This window comes from Streptomyces sp. NPDC029674 (assembly GCF_044903205.1).
Lineage (GTDB): Bacteria > Actinomycetota > Actinomycetes > Streptomycetales > Streptomycetaceae > Streptomyces.
Genome location: NZ_JBJDPY010000002.1, coordinates 207,869 through 229,121, shown reverse-complemented (window position 1 = coordinate 229,121; position 21,253 = coordinate 207,869). Strand labels below are relative to the sequence as shown.

25 protein-coding genes are annotated in these 21,253 nt (G+C 73.4%); 10 read left to right on the top strand and 15 right to left on the bottom strand.

The window, feature by feature from the left end:
• Positions 1 to 8: 8 nt before the first annotated feature.
• Genes ACI2L3_RS04915 through ACI2L3_RS04880 form a run of 8 tightly spaced genes read right to left on the bottom strand, consistent with a single transcriptional unit; the run spans position 9 to position 9,506 of the window.
• Positions 9 to 1,163: a GNAT family N-acetyltransferase gene (locus tag ACI2L3_RS04915; protein ID WP_404750888.1), complete on the bottom strand. Its 1,155-nt coding sequence runs from the start codon at positions 1,161 to 1,163 to the stop codon at positions 9 to 11.
• Positions 1,160 to 1,876, bottom strand: coding sequence for a lipopolysaccharide biosynthesis protein (locus ACI2L3_RS04910; protein ID WP_404750887.1), 717 nt, complete (start codon positions 1,874 to 1,876; stop codon positions 1,160 to 1,162). The genes ACI2L3_RS04915 and ACI2L3_RS04910 overlap by 4 nt, the downstream gene beginning before the upstream one ends.
• Entirely contained in the window at positions 1,873 to 2,997 is a 1,125-nt protein-coding gene (locus ACI2L3_RS04905) for a glycosyltransferase (protein ID WP_404751324.1), read from the bottom strand. Before ACI2L3_RS04905 ends, ACI2L3_RS04910 begins: the two co-directional genes overlap by 4 nt.
• A 20-nt stretch (positions 2,998 to 3,017) precedes the next feature.
• Positions 3,018 to 3,806 carry a polysaccharide deacetylase family protein gene (locus ACI2L3_RS04900; protein WP_404750886.1) on the bottom strand — a complete coding sequence of 263 codons (789 nt, stop codon included), beginning with the start codon at positions 3,804 to 3,806 and terminating at the stop codon, positions 3,018 to 3,020.
• Positions 3,796 to 5,469 carry a lipid II flippase MurJ gene (locus tag ACI2L3_RS04895; protein ID WP_404750885.1) on the bottom strand — a complete coding sequence of 558 codons (1,674 nt, stop codon included), beginning with the start codon at positions 5,467 to 5,469 and terminating at the stop codon, positions 3,796 to 3,798. Before ACI2L3_RS04895 ends, ACI2L3_RS04900 begins: the two co-directional genes overlap by 11 nt.
• A complete protein-coding gene (locus ACI2L3_RS04890; protein ID WP_404750884.1) occupies positions 5,466 to 6,863 on the bottom strand; it encodes an O-antigen ligase family protein in 1,398 nt (465 codons plus the stop codon). The genes ACI2L3_RS04895 and ACI2L3_RS04890 overlap by 4 nt, the downstream gene beginning before the upstream one ends.
• A gap of 4 nt (positions 6,864 to 6,867) precedes the next feature.
• Positions 6,868 to 8,364 (bottom strand): exopolysaccharide biosynthesis polyprenyl glycosylphosphotransferase, encoded by a 1,497-nt coding sequence (locus ACI2L3_RS04885; protein WP_404750883.1) that lies wholly within the window; start codon positions 8,362 to 8,364, stop codon positions 6,868 to 6,870.
• Positions 8,361 to 9,506, bottom strand: a complete 1,146-nt coding sequence (locus ACI2L3_RS04880; protein ID WP_404750882.1) for a glycosyltransferase — start codon at positions 9,504 to 9,506, stop codon at positions 8,361 to 8,363. Before ACI2L3_RS04880 ends, ACI2L3_RS04885 begins: the two co-directional genes overlap by 4 nt.
• Positions 9,507 to 9,898: 392 nt before the next feature.
• Between ACI2L3_RS04880 and ACI2L3_RS04875 the strand changes: the two genes are divergently transcribed.
• The 7 genes from ACI2L3_RS04875 (at position 9,899) to ACI2L3_RS04845 (ending at position 14,206) form a co-directional block, all read left to right on the top strand.
• Positions 9,899 to 10,138 (top strand): chaplin, encoded by a 240-nt coding sequence (locus tag ACI2L3_RS04875; protein WP_404750881.1) that lies wholly within the window; start codon positions 9,899 to 9,901, stop codon positions 10,136 to 10,138.
• Between the two features lie 237 nt (positions 10,139 to 10,375).
• The gene (locus ACI2L3_RS04870) at positions 10,376 to 10,963 is read left to right on the top strand and encodes a hypothetical protein (RefSeq protein ID WP_404750880.1); all 588 of its coding nucleotides are present in this window, start codon (positions 10,376 to 10,378) and stop codon (positions 10,961 to 10,963) included.
• A 215-nt stretch (positions 10,964 to 11,178) separates the two neighbouring features.
• Complete coding sequence (locus ACI2L3_RS04865) at positions 11,179 to 11,457, top strand: hypothetical protein (RefSeq protein WP_404750879.1); 279 nt, start codon at positions 11,179 to 11,181, stop codon at positions 11,455 to 11,457.
• A gap of 241 nt (positions 11,458 to 11,698) precedes the next feature.
• A complete protein-coding gene (locus tag ACI2L3_RS04860; RefSeq protein ID WP_404750878.1) occupies positions 11,699 to 12,199 on the top strand; it encodes a DUF5949 family protein in 501 nt (166 codons plus the stop codon).
• Positions 12,199 to 12,873 (top strand): vitamin K epoxide reductase family protein, encoded by a 675-nt coding sequence (locus ACI2L3_RS04855; RefSeq protein WP_404750877.1) that lies wholly within the window; start codon positions 12,199 to 12,201, stop codon positions 12,871 to 12,873. The genes ACI2L3_RS04860 and ACI2L3_RS04855 overlap by 1 nt, the downstream gene beginning before the upstream one ends.
• A gap of 41 nt (positions 12,874 to 12,914) precedes the next feature.
• Positions 12,915 to 13,319, top strand: coding sequence for a tyrosinase cofactor (locus tag ACI2L3_RS04850; protein WP_404750876.1), 405 nt, complete (start codon positions 12,915 to 12,917; stop codon positions 13,317 to 13,319).
• Between the two features lie 17 nt (positions 13,320 to 13,336).
• Positions 13,337 to 14,206: a tyrosinase family protein gene (locus ACI2L3_RS04845; RefSeq protein WP_404750875.1), complete on the top strand. Its 870-nt coding sequence runs from the start codon at positions 13,337 to 13,339 to the stop codon at positions 14,204 to 14,206.
• 64 nt (positions 14,207 to 14,270) lie between these two features.
• Here the strand turns inward: ACI2L3_RS04845 and ACI2L3_RS04840 are convergent, their stop codons facing one another.
• On the bottom strand, positions 14,271 to 14,603 hold the full coding sequence (locus ACI2L3_RS04840) for a chaplin (protein WP_404750874.1): 333 nt from the start codon (positions 14,601 to 14,603) through the stop codon (positions 14,271 to 14,273).
• 269 nt (positions 14,604 to 14,872) lie between these two features.
• Here ACI2L3_RS04840 and ACI2L3_RS04835 point away from each other — a divergent pair, with 269 nt between their 5' ends.
• Complete coding sequence (locus ACI2L3_RS04835; RefSeq protein WP_404750873.1) at positions 14,873 to 15,169, top strand: hypothetical protein; 297 nt, start codon at positions 14,873 to 14,875, stop codon at positions 15,167 to 15,169.
• A gap of 15 nt (positions 15,170 to 15,184) precedes the next feature.
• On the opposite strand, the gene ACI2L3_RS04830 is transcribed toward ACI2L3_RS04835, so the two are convergent.
• Both ACI2L3_RS04830 and ACI2L3_RS04825 read right to left on the bottom strand, forming a co-directional pair.
• Positions 15,185 to 15,844 (bottom strand): M23 family metallopeptidase, encoded by a 660-nt coding sequence (locus tag ACI2L3_RS04830; protein WP_404750872.1) that lies wholly within the window; start codon positions 15,842 to 15,844, stop codon positions 15,185 to 15,187.
• Positions 15,845 to 15,928: 84 nt separating this feature from the next.
• A complete protein-coding gene (locus ACI2L3_RS04825; protein WP_404750871.1) occupies positions 15,929 to 16,351 on the bottom strand; it encodes an STAS domain-containing protein in 423 nt (140 codons plus the stop codon).
• 270 nt (positions 16,352 to 16,621) lie between these two features.
• On the opposite strand from ACI2L3_RS04825, the gene ACI2L3_RS04820 reads away from it, so the two are divergent.
• Positions 16,622 to 17,851, top strand: a complete 1,230-nt coding sequence (locus tag ACI2L3_RS04820) for an FAD-dependent monooxygenase (RefSeq protein WP_404750870.1) — start codon at positions 16,622 to 16,624, stop codon at positions 17,849 to 17,851.
• Here ACI2L3_RS04820 and ACI2L3_RS04815 read toward each other — a convergent pair.
• From ACI2L3_RS04815 to ACI2L3_RS04800, 4 genes are all read right to left on the bottom strand, one after another.
• Positions 17,848 to 18,213 carry a hypothetical protein gene (locus tag ACI2L3_RS04815; RefSeq protein ID WP_404750869.1) on the bottom strand — a complete coding sequence of 122 codons (366 nt, stop codon included), beginning with the start codon at positions 18,211 to 18,213 and terminating at the stop codon, positions 17,848 to 17,850. The two genes, ACI2L3_RS04820 and ACI2L3_RS04815, sit on opposite strands and share 4 nt — an antisense overlap.
• An 85-nt stretch (positions 18,214 to 18,298) precedes the next feature.
• Positions 18,299 to 18,553: a hypothetical protein gene (locus ACI2L3_RS04810; protein ID WP_404750868.1), complete on the bottom strand. Its 255-nt coding sequence runs from the start codon at positions 18,551 to 18,553 to the stop codon at positions 18,299 to 18,301.
• Positions 18,554 to 18,643: 90 nt separating this feature from the next.
• Positions 18,644 to 19,237, bottom strand: coding sequence for a hypothetical protein (locus tag ACI2L3_RS04805; RefSeq protein ID WP_404750867.1), 594 nt, complete (start codon positions 19,235 to 19,237; stop codon positions 18,644 to 18,646).
• 113 nt (positions 19,238 to 19,350) lie between these two features.
• Complete coding sequence (locus tag ACI2L3_RS04800) at positions 19,351 to 19,800, bottom strand: DoxX family protein (RefSeq protein WP_404750866.1); 450 nt, start codon at positions 19,798 to 19,800, stop codon at positions 19,351 to 19,353.
• 185 nt (positions 19,801 to 19,985) lie between these two features.
• Here ACI2L3_RS04800 and ACI2L3_RS04795 point away from each other — a divergent pair, with 185 nt between their 5' ends.
• Positions 19,986 to 21,209: an amidohydrolase family protein gene (locus tag ACI2L3_RS04795; protein WP_404750865.1), complete on the top strand. Its 1,224-nt coding sequence runs from the start codon at positions 19,986 to 19,988 to the stop codon at positions 21,207 to 21,209.
• Positions 21,210 to 21,253 lie beyond the last annotated feature (44 nt).

The following is a 21,253-nucleotide window of genomic DNA, read 5'->3' as shown; positions in this document are numbered from 1 at the left end:
GCGGGCCGTCACGACGAGGCTCCGTCACCGCGCCGCGCGTCACCGGCCCGCTGTCCGTCGCCCTCGCGCAGCCGCCGCTTCGCCCACTGGCGGCCCGACGCGCCCCAGGCCACCGCGCACACCAGCGGGACGGTGCGCCTGCGGGCCAGCAGGAAGCGGCGGTTGGTGACCGGCTCGGGGCGCCAGTGGTGCTTGTACGGCTCGTTGCCGCGCAGCAGGCTCAGCGCGCGCGGGTGCTCGCCGCTGGTGTGCCGGGTGCACGCCTCCAGGAGCATCGTCGCCACATCCACCTTGCGCTCCCTGAGCCGCGGATGGGCGCCGTACAGATAGCCGCCGGCCAGCGTGCCCGACAGCAGCGTCAGGTCCGCGGCAAGCACCTCGCCGTCGAGCCGGAACTCGGTCAGCACCGCCTCGCCCGCCGCGACCATCGGGCGCATGGAGCGGAGCAGGTGCTCGTGGAACCGCGGCTGGAGGTGCTCGGAGGTCACCTTGCGCCCCTGCCACTGCAACTGGTGCAGGTGCAGCAGCGTCCGCACCGACGACTCCACCTCCTCGACGGGCACGACCCGGCTCTCCACGCCCAGCGCCGTCAGCTTGCGGATCTTGGCCCGGGCGCGCTGGGCGCGCGGTGCCGGCAGGCGTTCGAGCAGGCCCTCGATCGGCAGCGCGGGAAGTTCGAGGCAGTCCGACGCGGGCAGCGTGCGCCGCGGCCCCGGCCAGCGTTCGTAGAGGCTCTCCACGCACGCGCCGGGACGGACCTCCCCGAAGTCGATCAGCGCGGTCTTGGCCAGCGCGTACAGCCCGGAGAGGAGCGCTTCGACGCCCTCCTCCCGGTGCGCGCCGTCCAGCAGGACGTCGGTGAAGTCGGAGATCGCGCCGCCCAGCGGCTTCAGCGCCGGAAGCGGGCGGTCCACCCGCATCAGCGGCGCCGCGGCGATCAGCCGGCCACCGCTGTGGACGAGCAGCACCCGCAGCCGGCCACGGCGGCCGTACGACCGCCACCAGGACGACAGCCACGCATGGCTCTGGAACGGGGTGGCCTCGGCACACGACCGGTACAGCCGCCCCCACGGTTCGGCCAGCGCCTCGAACTCGTCCTCGTCCACGCAGAGTTCGGCCGTGGGCAGGGTGCTCGGCGCCGTGCTCGCCGGTGCCGTACTCATGGGGCGCTCCCGACCAGGGCGGACGCGGGGCCGGGGACGGAGGGACCCGCCGCCGGCTCCGTACGCGCGCGCGGGCGGACCAGGAGCGCGAGGCCGCCGAGCAGCCCGCCGGCGCTCCCGCCGACCAGCGCCGTCACCCCGGTGGAGAGCGACGAGGGCGCGTCGGGCGGCAGGGCGCGGGAGAACGGCAGCAGCTTGACGTGGGTGCTGTCCTTGGAGTGGTTGGCGCTCGTGGCGAGGGACCGTGCCACCGCGTTGGCGGTGACGGCGGCGGAGTCCGGCTTCTCTGTGGTCGCCGAGACCGCGATCATCGGCGCGTCGGGCGAGGTGGCCACCTGCACCTTGTCCTGCAGCTCCGTCGCCGACATGCCCGCTGCCACCTGCGCGTCGCCCAGCACGGCGAGCTGCGTCGCCACCCTGCCGTACGCCTGGGCGAAGCCCAGCGCCGTGGTCGGGTCCGCTTTCGCCTGCGGGACGGCGACGACGTAACTCGTGGCCGTGTACTGCGGGGTCTGCAGCACGCCGTACCCGGCCCCGGCCAGGGCGCCGACGACCGCGCAGACCGACAGGGCCGACCAGGGGGGAAGAGCCGACCAGCGCGGGAGGGCCGAAAGGCGCGGCAGGGCCGGCCGGCCGGGCAGCCGGGCGAGGCGGGCTCGCAGGGGCCCGGTGCGCGAGCGCGCGTTCAGGGAGTCACTCGTCGAGTCACTCATCGAGGGGTCACCTCCAGGGTCGGGCCGGGGGCAACTGACGCGTAGACGCCCATCAGTTGTTCGGCGCTTCGGGTGATGCTGTAGTGGCGCACCGCCGCCGGTGCCTCGCGGTGCGGCGGCACGTCACCGCGCAGGCCGTGCAGGGCCCGCGCGAAGGAGTCCGGGTCGCTCGGGCAGTACGCGGCGCCGGTCCGCTCGCCGGCGTCCAGGCCTTCGACAGCGGGGCAGGACGCGTAGAGCACGGGGAGCCCGGCGGCGAGCCCCTCGACGAGCGCCAGGCCGAAGGCCTCCTCGGGGGAGGGGGAGGCCAGCGCGTCCATGGCGGACAGGAGCGCGGGCAGGCCGCCCGTGTCGTGGGTGCACTCGCCGGCGAACCGCACCCGTCCGGTGAGGCCGAGCCGGTGCGCGAGCCGCCGGAGCCCGGGCTCCTCGGTCCCGCTCCCGACCAGTACGACGACGACGTCCTCGGGCAGCCGGGCGGCCGCCTCCAGCAGGACGTCGAAACGTTTGCCGGGCGCCAGCCGCCCCACCCCGCCCACGACGAACGCCGAGTCGTCCACGTCCAGTTGGCGGCGCGTGCGGGCGCGGGCCGCCGGGTCGAACCGGAAGCGCTCGACCTCGATGCCGTTCGGCACCACCCGGATGCGCTGGCGCGGCACGCCCCACCGGTGCAGCCGCGCCCCCACGGCGGGCGAGACAGCGACCGTCACCCGGCCGAGGCGCTCCCCGGCCAGATACAGCGCGCGCACCCCCGGCGTCAGCGGCCGCCCCTCCATCTGCGAGTCGCCCAGGGAGTGTTCGGTGGCCACCACCGCGCGCACCCCCGCCATCCGGGCGGCGAGGCGCCCGTACAGGCAGGCGCGGTAGAGGTGGGTGTGGACCACGTCGTACCGGCCCGCCCGGATCAGCCGGGCCAGCCGGGGCAGCGCCGCCAGGTCGCGGTTGCCTGCCATGCCCAGGTCGGTGACGCGGGTCCCGTCGGCCTCGATGGCGGAGGCGACGGTGCCCGGGTTGGTCAGCGCGACGACGTCGCACTCGACCGGCAGGTGGCGCAGGAGCAGGCGGAGTTGAAGCTCGGCGCCGCCCACCCCGAGCCCGGTGATGACGTGCAGAACCTTCATCCGGCCGCTCGTCCCGCCGCTCATCCGGACACCGCCGAGCCGTCCAGCGCGCGGCCCCTGAGCCGGTTCGTGCGCAGTTTCAGCCGCAGCCGCCACGCCGTGTCGCTCTGGCCGATGTGGACGCGGGGCAGGGCGTACGTCCCGGCGAGCGTCCCCGGCGCGATCGCGCACCCGTACCGGTATCCGGCCTCGCGCACCGCGGTCACGACGCGCTCGTCGACGTGGCCGTACGGATAGCAGAAGCCCTGCGGCTCGGTGCCGGTCAGGTCGCGCAGCGCCGCACGGCTGCCGCTGATTTCGCGACGCAGCTGCCGGTCGTCGGCGGCGGTCAGGTCGACGTGGGTGAGACCGTGCGAACCGATCTCCATGCCGCACTCCGCCGCGTACCGGATGCCCTCGGCGCCGAGGAGCGGTTTGCGCGGGCCGAGCGGGTCCCAGGCGTTGTCGCCGTCGAGCCGGCCCGGCAGCACGAACAGGGTCGCGGTGCAGTCGTGCAGTCGCAGCAGCGGCAGCGCCTGCTCGGCGAAGTCGCGGTAGCCGTCGTCGAAGGTGAGGCCCACCAGGTTGTGCTCCCGGCCCTGCGCGCACGCCTCCAGCAGGTACCTCATCGACACGCCGCGCAGCCCCTGCCGCCGCATCCAGCGCAGCTGCGCGGCCAGCCGGTCGGGGGCGACGGTGATCTCGTACGGGTCGTCGGACGGGTCCGCGACGGAGTGGTACATCGCCACCCACGCCGGGTTGCGGGGTGGCCGGAACCGCAGGAAGGGCTCCGTACCGGACGGCGCGGGCGGAGTGAGGTCAACGGACATGACGCAGCTTTCTGCCGACGGAGCGAAGGGCGGTTGCCCAGGGCTGCGCCCCCAGGAGCAGGCCCAGGAGCGCGAAGGAGACGGCCACCACCGCGAAGCCCGCGAGGACCGCCGGGGCGGGTTGCGCCACGCCCCGCACGGCCGCCGCGCCGAGCAGCGTGGCGCCCGCGGCGGCGAGCACGAGCCGGCCCAGCTGCCCGACGACGGCCCGCTTCCTGATTGGTACGGTGCGCGGGCCCAGGCCGCGGAGCAGGAGCAGCGCGGTGACGCAGATGCCGGTCGCGTTGGCCCCTGCGATGCCGAGGACGCCCCAGGTGCCGACGGTCAGGAATCCGATGCCGGCGGTGGTGACGATGCCGAGGAACATGGCGTGGAGCGGGATCCAGGTGGTCCGGGCGCCGGAGAAGTGCGCGCGGGCCAGCGCGCCCACCAGCGTGTGGCCGAGCAGTCCCAGTGCGTAGACGCGCATGACCGAGGCGGTGGTGGCGGTGTCGCGGGCGGTGAAGGCGCCGCGCTGGAAGAGCAGTTCGACGAGCGGGGGAGCGGTGGCGATGACGGCCGCCGCACCCATCAGGACCAGGCACCCGGCCAGGACGACATCGCGCTCGACGCGCTCGCGGGCCCGCTCCGTCTCGCCCATGGCCAGCGCCCGCGCGACCACGGGAAAGGTGACCGTGCAGAGCATGAGGGAGAGCGCCATCGGCATCTGCGCGACCTTCTGCGCGTAGTTCAGGTGCGAGATGGCCCCGGCTGGCAGCGACGAGGCGAGGAACCGCTCGATGAGGACCTGCGACTGGCGGCACAGGGCGAAGAGCAGGACCGTCCAGATGATGGCCGTCTGGAGGGTTCTGGCGGGCTCGGCCCCGCTGGTGCTCGTGCTCGTGGTCTCGGTGTCGGTCGTGGTCTCGGGCTCGGGACGGTACGGGCGCCGCAGCTGCCGCCACAGCGAAGGCGCCTGTACGACGACCATGAGCGCGCCGCCCACGGCCACGCCCGCCGCCGCGGCCCGTACCCCCAGGGGCACCGCCAGGGCGAACAGGGCGGCGATGATGACCGCGTTGTAGGCGACGTAGACCGTCGCGGGCGCGACGAACCGCTGGTGGGCCCGGAGCGCCGCGCTGCAGTAGCCGGTGAGCCCGAAGGTCAGGGCGCAGGTGGCGGTCAGCCGGGTGCAGTCGACGGCCAGTCGGGGATCGGGCAGCCCGGGGGCCAGCACCGCGACCAGGTACGGCGCCGCGACGATCAGCAGTACGGCGGTGCCCGCGAAGCACAGGGTCATCCGGGGCAGCGACGCCCGTACGAGCTCGTGGACCGGGTCGGCGGACGTGCTGTCCGCGCGGCGCGTCAGCGCCAAACTGAACGCGGGCACGAGGAAGAAGGCGAGGCCGTCCTCGATGAGCAGCGTCGCGGCCAGTTCGGGGACCGTCCACGCCACGAGGAAGGCGTCCGTGTCGGTCCCGGCGCCGAAGAAGTGGGCCAGCGCCTGGTCGCGTACGAGACCCAGGAGCGAACCGGCGACGGACAGCACGGCCGTGACCAGCGCGGCCTTGGCGAGGAACGAGCCGCCGGTCTTCCCGCCCGCTCCCGGACCACCGCCGGAGCCCCCGGCCGGGCCCCTTTCCGCCTCCGCTTCCGGGGCGACCGGTGACGGCACGCCCGTCATCGCGTACCCCCTTCCCCGGGCCGCCCGCGCAGGCCGACCGCCCACCACGCCGCGAGGCCGAAGGCGACCCCGGTCAGGACGGTGGAAGGCCCGCCGATGTCGGCGTACACGAAGTCGGTCAGCTGCCAGATCAGCAGCCCGCAGGCCACCAGCGCGCAGTCCAGCTCCGGGCCGCCGGTGCCGCCGGGACCGTTCCGCCCGGTCCGCTGCCGCCGCCACCGGCGCACCCCGCACACCACGAGCGCCGCCCAGCCGCCGACCAGCGCGGTGAGGCCGAGCAGCCCCTGCTCGCCGAGTACGAGCAGGTACATGTTGTGCGGGGAAAGCAGCGGCTGGCGGACGAAGCCGCTGCCGGCGCCCGCGGTGTCGCTGGCGGCGGACAGGGCGAGCGAGGCGTGGCTGTCGCGGTGGTCGGGGAACCCCTTCAGGCCGACCCCGGTCAGCGGCTCCCCGCGCCACATGTCGACCGAGGCGGCCCACATCGTGTAGCGGTCGGTGACCGACTGGTCCGGTGCGCCGGTGACCTGGGTGATGCTGCTGAGGCGCTCCTGGAGCATGGCGGAGCCCACCCCGAGCCCGGCCACCAGGACGACGCCGGCGGCCGCCGCGGCAAGGAGCGCCCGGCCCGCCCGGCGCACCCCGCCGAGCAGCAGCACTCCGGTGCAGGCCGCCGCCGCGGCGATCCACGCGCCGCGGCTGAAGGACAGGGCGAGCGGCACGGTCAGCAGGGCGGCGCACAGCAGCGCCGCGGACCGCTGGCGCGGCGCGCGGGGGCGGAAGGCGAGGGCCAGCGCGCAGACGAGCCCGTACGAGACGACGGTGGCCATCCCCATGACGTCCGTGGAGCCGAACGTCCCGACCGCGCGGATGTCCTCGCCCATGTACGAGGCGCCGGTGCCGGTCAGGTTCTGGTGTACGCCGATGACGCCCTGCCACAGCCCGAGCGCCACGAACGACCAGGCGAGCAGGCGGAATTGGCGGGCGTCCCGGATCAGCAGCAGTACGGCGGCCGGCACCAGGACGAAGATCTGCAGATAGCGCGCGGCCCCGGCGACGCCGGTCGCGGCGGACGAGGCGCCGAAGGCGGCCATGGTGATGCCGACGACCGGCATCCCGAGGAGCACCGCGGCGGTGCGGGTCAGCGGGCGCCGCCCGGCCCGCACGGCCCGCGCGGCGCGTACCGCGCAGAAGCCGACGACCAGGGCGGACGCCGCGTCGGCCACGGTGCCGGTACCGCCGCCCCCGGAGGCGGCGGCCCCGGCGGGCACCGGCAGCGCGAGCAGGGCGACGAGCAGCACCACCGGCAGCACCGGAGCGTTCCGCCGCAGCTCGGGCAGCACCACGTCGAGCGGACGGGTGCCCCGGGCCGGGGCGGTGGGGGCGTGGGTGGTCACCGGCTCAGCTCCCCGTGCGGCGTACGAGGCAGCCGACGGTGCGCAGCAGGATGCACAGGTCCTGCCAGAACGACCAGCTGTCGATGTAGGCGTTGTCGAAGCGGCACCGGTCCTCGATGGAGGTGTCGCCGCGCAGCCCGTGGATCTGGGCGAGCCCGGTGATGCCGGTCGGCATGCGGTGCCGGTGGGCGTAGTCGGGGTAGGCCTGGCTGAACTGCGCGACGAAGAACGGCCGTTCGGGCCGCGGTCCGACGAGGCTCATGTCGCCCCGCAGTACGTTCCACAGCTGGGGCAGCTCGTCGAGCGAGGTGCCCCGCAGGAACCGGCAGAACGCGCTCATCCGGCGCTCGTCGGCGACGCTCCACCGGGTCGCCGCCTCCTGCTGGTCGGCGGGGCGGTGGGTGCGGAACTTCAGCAGGGTGAAGAGCTGCCCGTCCTTGCCGACGCGCTCCTGCCGGAAGATCACGCCGGGTCCCTCGACGGCCCGCAGCACCAGCGCGCAGACCGCGAGGACCGGCGCGGCCGCGAGCAGCAGGACGCCCGACACCGCGATGTCCAGGAGCCGCTTGCCGAACCCGGTCCCGTGGCACCCGGCGGTCAGCGGACGGCAGGCGAACCCGGCCACGTACTGCCGGGGCCCGTCCGGTCTGTGCCCGCCCTCCGCGCAGTGCGGGTCGAGCTCCCACAGGTCGCAGCCCAGACCGTGCAGCGCCGGCAGCCACCCGGTGAGCCCGGGACCCCGTCCGGCGAGGAGGAACACGGCACGGACGTCGTTCTGGATCACCGCCCGGTGGAGTTCGTCCTCCGTGCAGAGCACCGGCAGCTCGGGCCCGGACTCCGCCGCCGCCTCACGATCACCGTCCTCTTCCTGTGGCGGGTCCCCCGTCTCGCTGACGATGCCGACCGGCCGCATGCCGCAGCCGGGGCGCCGCAGCAGCGCCGCGGCCACCCCGCGCGCCTGCCCGCTCGGCCCGAGGACCAGGACCGGGCTGGGCCTGCGCAGGGTGGCGGCCCGCCGCTGCCGGTGGACGAGCGCGCGCCCGCAGAAGCTCAGCAGGCACTGCGCCGCGGCCATGCCGAGCAGCGTGCCCGGCGGGAGCGGCCCCGCCCCGGGCAGCGCGGACGCGAGGACCGCGGTGAGGGACCAGCCGAGCGCGATCCGCCCGGCGAGCGACGGCAGCCGGCCGAGCGTGTCGGGCAGCGCGGCGTACTCGTACAGGCCGCCCCGCGCGTTCAGGAGCAGCACACTGGCCACCAGCAGGGGCGCCAGTACGGCCTGCTGCCGCGGGTCGTCGAGGAGCAGCAGCCCGAGGAGGGCGGCGGCGCAGTCGGCGGCCACCAGTGCGGCGGCCGAGCGGCGGCGGCGGGCCGGCCGCCGTGCCGACGCCCCGGCGCGGCGGACCGTCGCCTCGCGTGGTGCGACGACGAAGGTTCCGGGTGGGGCCTGGGTGTCCTGCCGTGGCTGAGCCGATGAGGAGGCAACGGTCCGTTCCGCACTCACGTGGTGGTGCACTCCCTGTATCCGGTGGGCGCCGTGCCCAGAAGCTCGCCGTAGACCGCGTCGATCGCGGCCGCGGCACACCGTGCGTCGTGGTGGTCCAGTACGTGCCTGCGGCCCCGCCGCCCCAGCTCGGCGCGGAGCTCTCCGTCCCGCAGCAGGGCGACCAGCGCCCGCGCCAGGGCTTCGGGGTCCTCCGGCGGTACGAGGGCGTGCGCGCGGTGGGCCGGCGGGAGGCTCTCGCGGGCACCGTCCACGTCGGTGACCACCACCGGACGGGCACAGGCCATGGCTTCGAGCGGGGCCAGCGCCATGCCCTCCCAGCGGGACGGCAGGACGACCACGTCGGCCGCCCGGTACCAGGGCGCGGCGTCGGCCGCCGCCCCGGCGAACGCCACCTCCGGCCCGGCCCACTCCCGCAGCCGCTCCCCGTCGAGCCCGTCGCCGACCAGCACCAGCCGGGCCCCGGGCACCCGCGCGGCCACCGCGGGCCAGGCGCGCAGCAGCACGTCCTGCCCCTTCTGCCGGCAGAGCCGCCCGACGCACACCACGAGCGGCCCGCCCGCGGGGTCGTGACCGTCGGGCGCGACCCCGTCGGGCGTGAACCGGCCGGTGTCCACGCCGTTGGGGACCACCGTGTACGAGCCGACGACACCGGCCCGCAGGCCGGTGACTCGCTCGGCCTCGCTGACGCAGACGATGCGCGTCGCCCAGCGGGCCGCGCGGCGCTCCCAGAGGCGGGCCACGAGTGCGGTGGGGCCGCCCACCGCCTCGAAGGACCAGGCGTGCGGCTGGAACACCGTGGGGATGCCACCGCGCAGCGCGAGGCGCGCGGCGAGCCCGGCCTTGGCGCTGTGCGCGTGGACGAGCGCGGGCCCCGCCGTACCGATGACGCGCTTCAGGTCCCTCACCTCGGCCGCGAGGCGGGGGCCGGGGGAGCGGGACGCGCCCCAGGGGTGGACGCGGATGCCGAGGGCGCCCAACGCCGAGGCCAGGAAACCGTCCTGAGGGCACGCCACATGTACGTCCGTACCGGCGGCGGCCTGCGCCGTGGCCAGGTCGACGACGACCCGCGCCACGCCGCCGTCCACGGGCTGGCTGACGTGCAGGATCCGAGGGGGCGGGGGTGCTGAAGGCAGAGGCATGCGCGTCTCCCTTGAGTCAGTGCGGAGCGACGCGGGGCTCACCACGGAGAAGTTGGGGCGATGTGCGGCGAATGTACGAATCAGTAGGCGTATGAGTGGAATGTCCTAAAGGGAAGCGCAACTGTAACCGCTGAAGCGAGCCGCTCCGGCGACCTCGGTACGTGTGTCGGATTGGTGAAGAGGGCCGCGGACGGCATCCGTACGTGTGATCGGTGGCAGCACGGGGCAGCGGAGGTCCCCGGCGCTCCGGCGGACCCGCGGCGCCGTCACCGCAATGAATCGCGCCCCTTATCACCCGTCTGGGCGCACAACTCGGCGTCGAGGTCGGCAGTTGATGCCTCTAGACGGGCATCCCGCCCGTACGTCGCATCATCACCAAGGAGCAGCACCCCATGTCGCGTACCACCAAGGCTCTCGCCCTGTCCGCCGTCGCCGCCGCAGCCGTGGCCGGATCCGCGGGTGTCGCTGCCGCCGACGCCGGCGCGCAGGGAGCCGCCACCAGCTCCCCCGGCGTCATCTCGGGCAACGCCGCGCAGGTGCCGGTCCACGTCCCCGTCAACGTGTGCGGCAACAGCATCAACGTCATCGGCCTGCTGAACCCGGCGTTCGGCAACCAGTGCGCCAACGACTGACGCACCGTCCGATCTGAACGGCCGTCCCCGTGCGAACGGGGGCGGCCGTTCCGCGTGCCCCGAATGGAGTGTGCGCCCCCCGGCCGCCGACCGACCGTCACATCCCCGCCTCACCTGCGCGGATGTCCTCACGTCCGGAGCGAGCCGGGGGCGCCGCCGGGGGCCGCTCGGTTGCGGGCGGCGTACGCGACTCCCACGGTGATCACAAGATCCGACGCATCACCGAAAGGGAACACTATGCGCGCTCTGCCCGTACGGCGCCTCGCGACCACCACCCTGTGCGCGACGCTGATCCTCGGCACGGCAGGCCCGGCCTTCGCCTCCGAGGGCGACGCCACCCGCGACGACGCCCGGACCGCCCCGCGCGCTCCCGCCCCCGATGCGAAGGCGCTGCTCGGCCAGGTCCAGCAACTCGACAACCCCGGCGGTGTCCTCACCCCGATCACCGACCTGCTCACCGCGGTGCTCACTGCGAAGGACCACAAGCTGGCCCCCGAAGACGTCGAGAAGCGCACCCCGGAGGTGCGGCAGGCGCTGGACGCCGTCGCCCCGGCGCAGCTCGGACCGAAGGAAAACTCCGCGGCCAGGCTGCAGAAGGCGGTCGACGACCTGCTCAGGTCGGCCTCGGACGGCGACTCCAAGTCCGCGCTCGGGGGCATCACGCCGGTCATCACGGGCCTGGTCGACACCCTCCTCGCCACCGTGCTCGGCGACGGCCTGCTCAAGCAGAACACCCCCGCGGCGCCCAAGTCCCCCGGCGAGGACCTCACGGACACGGAGACCGCGCCCGAGACGGCCGCCCTCCCGCAGATCTCCGGGCTCTGAGGCGCCTCTTCACCGGTAGTCAACCGCCGCAATAAAAAGGCCGGTTGATATGAGGATGGACGCGGTCTTCATTCGAGTGGGCCCCCGGAAGTTTCAGGGCCAGGGGTTTCCGTACCGGCCCGCGCTCGTTAGTCCCGGTGAAGAGAGACGACAGGCAATCGATGCCTGAACGGTGCTCGCCAAAGGCGGCCCGCGTCGCCGAAGAAAGGAACCCGATGAAGGCCCTGAAGGCTGCCGCTGTCCTTGCCGGTTCGATCGCCATCGCCGGCTCCGCCGCTCCCGCGTTCGCCGACAGCCTGACGCCCACCAGCCTGAACGGTGGTCTGGAGAGCATCGCAGGGCAGTCCCTGCTCGACTTCAAGCCGGTGGGCACGAACATGCTCGACACCAAGAACAAGGACTCCGTCATCAACACGGTCAAGGACACCGCGGAAGGCCTGAACTCCGCCGGCGGCCCCACCGAACTCCTCGGCGGACTTCCGCTCGCCAAGTAGAGCCCGCCGAATTCCCGGGCTGAGGACGCCAATTGGCTGCACAGGGTGAAGTAACCCCTACGGGCGGCACCGATCGCCGTCCGAGGTCGCGCAAGGGCCGGTCACCTCTTCCACGGACCGGCCCTTCGGCGCGTCACCGGAGCCGACCGGGTGACCCCATCGTGTGATGGCGGGCCCGGGTTGGGCCACACGGGTGACAACCGGACCGGACCCGTCCGTCCGCGTCTATACGGTTCCCCCCATGACCTCAACATCCAGCGAACAGCGCCCCTTTCATGAGACTGACCTGGGAACCCTGGCTGTGCTCGCCTGGAGCGGCGAGCACCCCGAGGACGACAAGGACATGCCCTTCCTGCTGGCCTACTCCCTCGGTGACGCCGAGGGCGGCCCGGAGACCACCGCCGAGGCGCTGCGCACCGTCCTCGACGAGGCGGGGCTGCCCATCGGAGGCCCTCTCGTCGACGGGGCACGCCACCCCTCCCTGCCGGTGAGCCTGCTCGTCCAGAGCGACCAGGCCGTCGTCAACATGCCCCAGCTCAACGCGCAGTGCGTGGTCCCGCCGGAGTGGCTCGCCGCCGTCAAGCTGCGCGGATACGCCTACTTCATGGCCACCACGCGCGCGTGGCCGGAGGCCAAGCCCGGCGAGCCCGTCCCGGAAGACCGCCTCCGCGAGTTCGCCAGTGCCGAGGAGACCCTGCTCAACGCCACGCACTGCCTGCTGCCCGCGCGCAGCCTGCGCTGATGCGCCGCACCACCCAACTGCCGCCCCGGGTGCCGCCGCAGGCCGTCGGCGGCCCCGGCGCGGACCCCGCCGCCACCCCCGCACCGGACGGCACCCGCGAGCAGCGGGGCGGCCGGCGGCTCGGTCTGCTCCTCGTGGTCACCGGCGCGGCGGGGCTGCTGGCGGCGTGGGTCATCACCCTCGACAAGCTCAGACTCATGGCGGACCCGGACTACGTCCCCGGGTGCAGCCTCAACCCGGTGGTCGCCTGCGGCAACATCATGCGGAGCGAGCAGGCGGCGGCCTTCGGCTTTCCCAACCCGCTCCTCGGCCTCGCCGCGTACGCCGTCGTGATCTGTGTCGGCGCCGGCCTGATCGGCGGCGCCCGCCACCCCCGCTGGTACTGGCTCACCTTCCACGCGGGCACGGCATTCGGTGTCGCGTTCTGCGGCTGGCTGCAATTCCAGTCCCTCTACCGAATCAATTCCCTCTGCCTGTGGTGCTGTCTGGCCTGGGCCGCCACCACCCTCATGTTCTGGTACGTGACAGCACACAACGTACGTTCCGGAATTCTGCCCGCACCCCGGAGCCTCCGTACTTTCATGGCGGAATTCACCTGGGTATTTCCCGCCGCGCACCTGGGCATCATCGGCATGCTGATCCTGACGCGCTGGTGGGACTTCTGGACCGGCTGAACACCGGTGGAACCGCACGGCGAAAGGACGGGCCCGACCCGATGGAGAAGCGCCTGGCCGACCGGGTGACCCGCCGCCACCTCATCGGGGCCGCGGCCACCGCGCTCCTCGGCGCCGCGGGCATCGTCCGGGCCCTGCCGGACCCGCCAGGACCGGACCGGCCGCCCGCACCGGGCCCGCCGGCCGCATCCGCGGAGCCCCCGTTCGACGAGACGTACCGGGGCCGGCGCATCCAGGGGGAGCCCATGGCCGGGGAGGCCGGGCACGGCTCCGGCGCCTGGCACGTCACCGTCGACGGGCGGCGGCTCGCGCTGCTGCGCCGCGCGGACGGCAGCTACCTGAGCATGGTGGACCACTACGAGTCGTACGCGACGCCGCTGGCCGCCGCCCGCGGAGCCGTCGACGAACTCGGCCCCCACCAGGCCCTGAGCGGCCGCGGCCACTGAACGCCGAAGGGACGGGCATGGTCCACCAGCGCAAGAACCAGCGGAACCTCGGCCGGGCGGAGCGGCGCCGCTTCGTCGACGCGGTGCTGAAGCTCAAACGCCGGGGCGAGTACGACGAATTCGTCCGCATGCACATCGACTTCTACGTGTCGGACGGGGAGCAGCGCCTCCGCGTCGCCCATATGACCCCGTCGTTCTTCCCCTGGCACCGTCGCTTCCTGCTCGAGTTCGAGCGGGCCCTCCAGCGCGTCGATCCCGGTGTCGCCGTGCCCTACTGGGACTGGACGAAGGACCGCAGCCCGGCCGCTTCACTGTGGGGGGCGGGCCTGATGGGCGGGAACGGGCGGCGCAGCGACCGGCAGGTCATGACCGGGCCGTTCGCGTACAAGCACGGGCAGTGGGTCATCAGGGACGGGGTCACCGACGGGGACTTCCTCACGCGTGACCTGGGGCGCCCCAGGGATCCGATCGCCCTGCCCACGGCGCGGGACGTGGCGCGCGCCATGGCCGACCCCCGCTACGACGTGCCGCCGTGGAACTCCACGTCGCCGAAGGGCTTCCGCAACAAGCTGGAGGGGTGGACGTCGGCGCGCGGCAAGGAGCGGTGGCAGAACCACAACCGGGTCCACCGCTGGGTCGGCGGCCACATGCTGGGCGGGGCCTCGGTGAACGACCCGGTCTTCTGGCTCAACCACGCCTTCGTGGACCTGCTGTGGGACCGCTGGCAGCGCAGGCACCCCGGCTCCGCCCCCTACCTGCCGGAGCGGCCGCCGGGCCCCGGCTCGTCCGAGCACCGGCGCATCGTCGCCCGCGACGAGCCGATGCCGCCCTGGAACGTCACGCCGGGCCGGCTGCTGGGGCACAAGGGCCTGTACGCGTACGCATGACGGACCCGTACGCGTGAGGAAGCCCCCGGCGGCAGGCGCATCGGGGGCTTCGTCGGGGTTCGGGTCAGCCGCCGTAGCCGGAGTTGCCGCCGTTGGGGGCGCCGTGGCCGCCCTTGTGGTGACCCTTGTGGTCGCCCTTGTGACCGCCCTTGTGGCCACCGTTGTTCACGCAGGGGTTGCCGAAGGTGGGGTTCAGCAGGCCGATGACGTCGACGGTGTTGCCGCAGAGGTTCACCGGGACGTGGACCGGGACCTGGAGCAGGTTGCCCGAGATCACGCCGGGGGAGTTGGCGGCGGCACCCGACGCGCCGGCGTCCGCCGTGGCCATGCCGGCGCCGCCGAGGACGACTGCTCCGGTGGTGAGGGTGACAGCGGCTGCCTTCGCGATGCGAGACATCACGTTCTCCTTTGATTCGGATAGAGCGGCTGCCCACACGCAACCGCATATTGTCCAACGGCATTCGTCAAGGCGAAGTCACGGCCCGGAAGCGCGGCGCGAACACGCTGAACCAATTCTTGCGGAATTTCGGGGACGTATTCCCGCGAGACATGCGGGCCATTAGTGGGACGACAATAAGTGGGAAAAGTAGCCCGGTCGGGTGGCGGTGGCGCGCGCGGCCGTCGGCCGACCCGTGACCTTCGGGCGGTTCAGCCGGTTCTGAAAACATGACATCAGCACGACGACTCATCGCCGCCGTCTCGCTGGCCGCCGGAGCGGTGGCCCTGGCCACCCCGGCAGCCCAGGCGTCCGCCCCCGCCCCCACTCAGGACACGGGAAAGATGGAGGTGCTCGACACCGTCGACGGCCTCGGGAGGGTCGGCATGCCCGCGGACCAGGCAGCCCGTATGCCGCACCTCAAGGACCAGCTCACCGGCCTGAACCAGCTGAACGAGCTGAACCGGCTGCGCACGCTCACCGACCTGGTGGCTCCCATCACGAACCTCGTGCCCGGCATCCAGTAGGCCGGTGGGCGACGGTCAGAGGAGCCGCACTCCGCGATCGGCCAGGTAACTCACCGGATCGATGTCCGAACCGTATTCCCGCCGGGCCCGTATCTCCAGATGGAGGTGCGGGCCCGTGGCGCGTCCGGTGGCCCCGGTGCTGCCGACGAGGTCCCCGGCGGCTATGTCGGCCCCCTGGCGCACCGCGATGCTCGACAGGTGGGCCACGAGGGCGTAGTGGCCGTCCGGCATCCGGACCGTCACGGCGTTGCCGTACGCGCCCGACCACCGGGCGACGAGGACGACGCCCCCGCCCACGGCGTAGGCGGGCGTCCCCGTCGGGACGGCGAGGTCGATGCCCGTGTGGTGCCCGGCGAGCCAGTCGCCGCGCACTCCGTAGGCCGCCGTGACCCTGAACGCGCGGCGCAGGGGCAGCGCGTACTGCTGCGGCGGCCCCTCGGGGATCGCGCGGTTCCGGGACGGGCCGTAGAGGTCGTCCGCCGCTGCCAGGCCGGCTTCGAACTCGGCGTCGTATCCACCGGTGCAGACGTGGTCCGACGAGGAGTGGTCCGACCGGGCGACGGCGCGGGACGCTGTCGCCGGGAGCGCGCCGCCGGCCAGCAGCGCCGCCGCGGCACTCAGAGCACGACGCCGTGTGGGGGCCGCTTCCGCCACGCTCGCTATGTCCTGTTCCATGCCGCCACCTCACTGGTGCCGGGCCGGGACCGCATCTCGGGTGACCCGCCCGGCGTATGGCGCCCGGGCCGGCCCCGCCCCGGTTCAGGCCGGCGGGGACACCCCTTCGCCCGTGCTGAGCTCGGCCGGTGGCGGCCAGTGGGGACGGGCCGGCTCGGGGAGGGAACGCAGGGCCTGGCCGACCGAGGTGTGCGAGGAGAACAGGGCCGTGCTCCCGCTGTGCTCGAGCAGCGCGGCCAGCCGGCGGCCCACCCCGGCGAGCATCAGCTCACCGGCCCGCCGCCGCAGCAGCCAGTGCAGGGCGAGCAGGCAGTTCAGGCCGCGCGAGTCGCAGAACGTCAGCGCGGTCACGTCGAGGACGATGTGGCGCCGGCCCGCGTCGACCGCGCCGGCCAGGGTGTCCATGAAGAACTTCTCGGAGGCCTGGTCGAGTTCGCCGCTGAGCCGCAGCACGGCGCAGAGGTCGGAGTGGGCGAGGCGCGCAATGGACAGACGGTGGGACGGCATGCCCATCACACCTCCAGGGGCCGTCAGGTACGCCGGTCCGACGGCAGGCCGCCGGACCGGCTCGGGAGATCTGCTCTCCGGGTATACAGGATCGACAGGGAGACGTCAGCCCACCGGGGCCAAGTCACAGCTGACACCCGGCGCCGGAACCCGGCCACTCGAAACGGGCAATTCACCCGTCCGTCCGGCAGCGGGACACACCCCGGACGCCGCCCCGACGCATACGTTGGTGCTCCCCGGTCCCCCTCCCGAAAGTCGACAGGAGCGCGCGTGAAGATCGATTGCGCCGGTGGCGGGCCCGCCTCCCTGTACCTGGCCATCCTCGCCAAACTCCAGGACCCCGGCCACGAGATCACGGTCCACGAGCGGCACGCGGCCGGCAGCAGCTACGGCTGGGGCGTGACGTACTGGCCGGATCTCCTCGCGGACCTGCACGCCCACGACCCCGAATCCGCCCGGCTCATCGAGGAGCACTCCGTCCGCTGGCAGGGCGGATTCGCCTATGTGGGCGACCGGACGACAGCGCACGACGGCGACCCCGGGCACGCCATCAGCCGCCACCGGCTGCGGACGATCCTCGCCGACCGGGCCCGCTCACTGGGCGTACGCCTGGAGTTCGGCCGCGAGATCGGCAGCCGCGCGGAGCTGCCCGGCGCGGACCTCGTCGTCGCGGGCGACGGTGCGCACAGCAGGCTCCGCACGGAACACGCGGACCGGCTCGGCACCCGGCTCACGACGGGCGCCAACCGGTTCATCTGGCTCGGCACGACCCGCGTCTTCACCGCGTTCACCTTCGCCTTCGTCGAGACCGACTACGGCTGGATCTGGTGCTACGCCTACGGGTTCAGCGCCGGACACAGCACCTGTGTCGTCGAGTGCTCCGCCACGACGTGGGCGGCGCTGGGCTTCGACCGGCTCGGCCACGACGAGGCCCTGCGCCTGCTGGAGAAGCTCTTCGCGGACCTGCTCCAGGGCCATGAGCTGCTGGGCCGCAGGGACATCGAGAGCCACGCCCAGTGGCAGGCCTTCCCCACCGTCACCAACGCGTCCTGGTCGCACGGCAACCTCGTCCTGATCGGCGACGCCGCCCACACCACGCACTACTCCATCGGGGCCGGCACCACCCTCGCGCTCCGCGACGCGATGGGCCTGGCCCGCGCGCTGCGGACCGTCACCGCTCCGGCGGAGCTCCCCGCCGCCCTCGCCACGTACGAGCGGGAACGCAAGCAGGCCCTGCTCTCCGTGCAGAGCGCCGCCCGGCACAGCGCCCAGTGGTACGAGAACCTGCCGCGCTACATGGCTCTGGAGCCGCACCAGATGTTCGCGCTCCTCGGCCAGCGGCACTCGCCGCTCCTGCCGTACGTGCCGCCGCAGCTCTACTTCCACGTGGACCGGGCCATCGGCCGCATGCAGGCCCTGCGCTGGCTCAAGCAGCGCCTGGGCCCCAGGCTCGCCCGCACGCTGCAGAGCCGCCGCGCCCAGGAGGGGAGCGGGCCCTAGGGTGTGCCGCGGGCCAGCCGGGTGAGCGTACGGACCAGGCCGCCTGGTCCGCGTTCGTGTGCGGGGACGGTGTCGCCGTGGCCGTCGGGGGAGACGGCGCCGACGACCGCGTCACCCCCGAGCACGACCAGCTCGCTCGGCAGGCCGAGGTCGCGCGCCCGGTGGACGACCGCGGCCGCGTCCCCGGAGAAGCGGGCGCTGAGGTCGATGACCAGCACGTCGGGCAGCAGCACCCGGGCCCGGGCGAGGGCCAGCGAGCTGTCGTCGGTGTGGGACAGGACGCACACCTCGGGGATGCTCTCGATCCGGGCGATCAGATCCTTCTCGTTCTCCCGCCCGACCAGCACCAGCACGGTAAGCACGCCCCCATCCTCCTCCGGGCGCCCGCCCGTGTCCTGGGCGAGCCGCCGGAGGAGGGGCGGTGTCCGTGGGTGCGGCTCAATACGCCTAGCGTCCGGCGGCGGCGTCGGTGCTGGTCCGTACCGACTCCATCCCCATGTCGACCACGTTCAGGGCGGTCTTGCCGCCGTCCAGGACCTGCCGGCCCGTCTCGGTCGGGTCCATCAGGGTCTCGCCGACGACGTGTCCCACGTTGCGCTCCCCCTCTTCGGCCGGGGCCGCGGCGGCGTGGGCGGGGGCGGCCGTGGCGACGGCGGCGGCGAACAGGGTCAGGGCGGTCAGCATGCGCTTGGAGTTGTTCATGGTCTCTCAAACGGCACAGAGCGCGGGAAGGTGCGCCGACACCGCCGGTAACCCGGGCAATTCCACCGTGCGAGCGATCCGCCGCGCGGTTCAGAAGTGCAGCATCGACATGAGTTCGGGGCTGCGCAGGCCGGTCGACATCTCCGGGAGGCGCCGGTCCGGCCGTACCCAGCCCGCGCGCTCGGCGGCGGCGACGGCGGCCGCCTCCGCCCGGTCCGCCGCGGCGTTCAGCGCCTCGTCCGCGCCGAGGGCGTCCCGGCCCGCCGCCGTCGACGCGGCCTGCGACGCCGCGAGGGCGGCACGGCAGGCGGCGACGGCCGGCTCGCTGTCGCCGTCGTGCGCCCGGCCCAGCTGGGCGGCCTGCGCGGCGGCGGCCGCGGCGTTGCGCGCGCAGCGGGAGTCCGCCGCCGGGTCGGGGGCGGACTCGGAGAGCACGGCGAGGGCTTGGACGGCGACGCGGGCCGCGTGGGCGGCCTGCCAGGAGGCGTTCCGCTCGGCGGCGTCAGCGACCACGGCGTTCCCGGCGTCCCCGGCATCGCGCTGCTCGATGGAGTGGCAGACCGACGCGGCGCGGAAGGCGGCGCTGCCGGCGCGGGCGGCGTGAGCTGCTCGCAGGGCCGCCTTGGGGTCGGTCCCGGGGGCGGCCCCGGGGGAGGGTGCTTCGTCGTGGGCGCGGTCGCTCATGGCCATCTCCTCGTCCGTGGGCGGGGGGCGTGCCGGGTGACCCCGGCAGGGTGACAGCTGGGACGTCAACAGGCCATACGCGTGCGGTGTACGGCTGCGGCCCCACCGGCCGGTCAGACCAGAATGCCGAGGGCCGAGTCCAGCGACCACGTCTGCCAGCTCCAGGTGAAGAGGGCGACCAGGGAGGCCAGCGCCATCATGAGGTTCTGGCCCTGCTCCGCCCAGTCGTGGATCATCAGGACGAGGTAGATCAGGTTGAGGACGAGGCCCGCGACGAGGGCGACCGGGGTGAGGAAGCCGACGATCAGGCCGAGCCCGAGGGCCAGTTCGGCGTAGGCGACGACGTACGCCATCAGGCGCGGGTGGGGCTTCACCACGACGTCGAAGCCCTTGCGGACGGCGGGCCACCGGTGTTTCTCGGCGATGCCCGCGGCCCACCCGATACCGCCGCCGCCGAACCACTCCTTCTTGTCCTTGTGGCGCCAGCTCTCCAGCCACCACAGCCCGATCCCGATCCGGAGTACGGCCACCCACTCGGCTCCGCCGAGCCAGATCGTCTGCATCGCGCCTCCCGCTCCGGCAATCTGACGAGGCGTCAGTTCAGCGGATCGGGCCGCAACGCGCAAGGGGTCGAGTTGCGGGCGGGCGCTTGCCGTCGTCCGGGTGAGGCCATAACCTCGATCCGACGGAATCTGATGGAGCGTCAGATAAGGGTCGTGGAAACCGGCAGGCAGTAGGGGGCACAGCAGTGGTCAGCAGCGAGGTCGGCACCAAGGAACTCCCCCGCGTCATCAGCGTGGACGATCACGTGATCGAGCCCGCGCACCTCTTCGAGAAGTGGCTCCCCGCCAAGTACCGCGACCGGGGCCCGAAGCCCTTCACGGCCGGCATCGGCGAGCTGGAGTACATCGGCGGGAAGTACAGGTTCACGACGGATCCGGCGGGCCAGATCACCGACTGGTGGGAGTACGAGGGCAACATCTTCCCGTACAAGCGCATCATCGCCGCCGTCGGCTTCTCGCGCGATGAGATGACGCTGGACGGCATCACCCGCGAGCAGATGCGCAAGGGCTGCTGGGACCCGCAGGCACGCCTCGCCGACATGGACCTCAACCACGTCGAGGCGTCCCTCTGCTTCCCGACCTTCCCCCGCTTCTGCGGGCAGACCTTCTCCGAGGCGAAGGACAAGGAGGTCGGGCTCGCCTGCGTCCGGGCGTACAACGACTGGATGGTGGAGGAGTGGTGCGGTGACAGCGGCGGCCGGCTGATCCCGCTCTGCCTGATCCCGCTCTGGGACGTGGAGCTCGCCGTCGCCGAGATCAGGCGCAACGCCGCGCGAGGGGTGCGGGCCGTCACCTTCAGCGAGATCCCGACGTATCTGGGGCTGCCGTCGATCCACTCCGGCTACTGGGACCCGTTCTTCGCGGCGTGCGAGGAGACCGGGACCGTCGTGAACATGCACATCGGCTCGTCGTCGCAGATGCCCGCCGCGTCCCCGGACGCGCCGCCCGCGGTGCAGGCCTCGCTCTCCTTCAACAACGCGATGGCGTCGATGATGGACTTCCTCTTCAGCGGCGTCCTGGTGAAGTTCCCGCGGCTGAAGCTCGCGTACAGCGAGGGGCAGATGGGCTGGATCCCGTACGCCCTGGAGCGCGCCGACGACGTGTGGGAGGAGCACCGGGCGTGGGGCGGCGTGAAGGATCTGATCCCGGAGCCGCCGTCGACGTACTACTACCGGCAGATCTTCTGCTGCTTCTTCCGCGACAAGCACGGCATCGAGGCGATCGAGACCGTGGGCGTCGACAACGCCACCTTCGAGACGGACTATCCGCACGTCGACTCGACGTGGCCGCACACCAAAGAGGTCGCGGCCGACCATGTCGGGCACCTGCCGTACGAGATCCAGTACAAGCTGCTGCGCGGGAACGCGATCCGCATGCTGGACCTGCCGTTCGACCGGACCGGCCGGTAGGCGGCCGACGGCGGATCGATACGGTTCATCCGACCCCCGACGGA

Excerpts from the sequence above, each read along its gene's own strand:
- ACI2L3_RS04860 (WP_404750878.1), top strand. The coding sequence starts at position 11,699 with ATGACCTCAACATCCAGCGAACAGCGCCCCTTTCATGAGACTGACCTG.
- ACI2L3_RS04905 (WP_404751324.1), bottom strand. The coding sequence starts at position 2,997 with ATGAAGGTTCTGCACGTCATCACCGGGCTCGGGGTGGGCGGCGCCGAG.
- ACI2L3_RS04810 (WP_404750868.1), bottom strand. The coding sequence starts at position 18,553 with ATGAACAACTCCAAGCGCATGCTGACCGCCCTGACCCTGTTCGCCGCC.
- ACI2L3_RS04875 (WP_404750881.1), top strand. The coding sequence starts at position 9,899 with ATGTCGCGTACCACCAAGGCTCTCGCCCTGTCCGCCGTCGCCGCCGCA.
- ACI2L3_RS04865 (WP_404750879.1), top strand. The coding sequence starts at position 11,179 with ATGAAGGCCCTGAAGGCTGCCGCTGTCCTTGCCGGTTCGATCGCCATC.
- ACI2L3_RS04805 (WP_404750867.1), bottom strand. The coding sequence starts at position 19,237 with ATGAGCGACCGCGCCCACGACGAAGCACCCTCCCCCGGGGCCGCCCCC.
- ACI2L3_RS04915 (WP_404750888.1), bottom strand. The coding sequence starts at position 1,163 with ATGAGTACGGCACCGGCGAGCACGGCGCCGAGCACCCTGCCCACGGCC.
- ACI2L3_RS04855 (WP_404750877.1), top strand. The coding sequence starts at position 12,199 with ATGCGCCGCACCACCCAACTGCCGCCCCGGGTGCCGCCGCAGGCCGTC.
- ACI2L3_RS04830 (WP_404750872.1), bottom strand. The coding sequence starts at position 15,844 with ATGGAACAGGACATAGCGAGCGTGGCGGAAGCGGCCCCCACACGGCGT.
- ACI2L3_RS04900 (WP_404750886.1), bottom strand. The coding sequence starts at position 3,806 with ATGTCCGTTGACCTCACTCCGCCCGCGCCGTCCGGTACGGAGCCCTTC.
- ACI2L3_RS04800 (WP_404750866.1), bottom strand. The coding sequence starts at position 19,800 with ATGCAGACGATCTGGCTCGGCGGAGCCGAGTGGGTGGCCGTACTCCGG.
- ACI2L3_RS04895 (WP_404750885.1), bottom strand. The coding sequence starts at position 5,469 with ATGACGGGCGTGCCGTCACCGGTCGCCCCGGAAGCGGAGGCGGAAAGG.
- ACI2L3_RS04880 (WP_404750882.1), bottom strand. The coding sequence starts at position 9,506 with ATGCCTCTGCCTTCAGCACCCCCGCCCCCTCGGATCCTGCACGTCAGC.
- ACI2L3_RS04835 (WP_404750873.1), top strand. The coding sequence starts at position 14,873 with ATGACATCAGCACGACGACTCATCGCCGCCGTCTCGCTGGCCGCCGGA.
- ACI2L3_RS04910 (WP_404750887.1), bottom strand. The coding sequence starts at position 1,876 with ATGAGTGACTCGACGAGTGACTCCCTGAACGCGCGCTCGCGCACCGGG.
- ACI2L3_RS04850 (WP_404750876.1), top strand. The coding sequence starts at position 12,915 with ATGGAGAAGCGCCTGGCCGACCGGGTGACCCGCCGCCACCTCATCGGG.
- ACI2L3_RS04845 (WP_404750875.1), top strand. The coding sequence starts at position 13,337 with ATGGTCCACCAGCGCAAGAACCAGCGGAACCTCGGCCGGGCGGAGCGG.
- ACI2L3_RS04825 (WP_404750871.1), bottom strand. The coding sequence starts at position 16,351 with ATGCCGTCCCACCGTCTGTCCATTGCGCGCCTCGCCCACTCCGACCTC.
- ACI2L3_RS04840 (WP_404750874.1), bottom strand. The coding sequence starts at position 14,603 with ATGTCTCGCATCGCGAAGGCAGCCGCTGTCACCCTCACCACCGGAGCA.
- ACI2L3_RS04870 (WP_404750880.1), top strand. The coding sequence starts at position 10,376 with ATGCGCGCTCTGCCCGTACGGCGCCTCGCGACCACCACCCTGTGCGCG.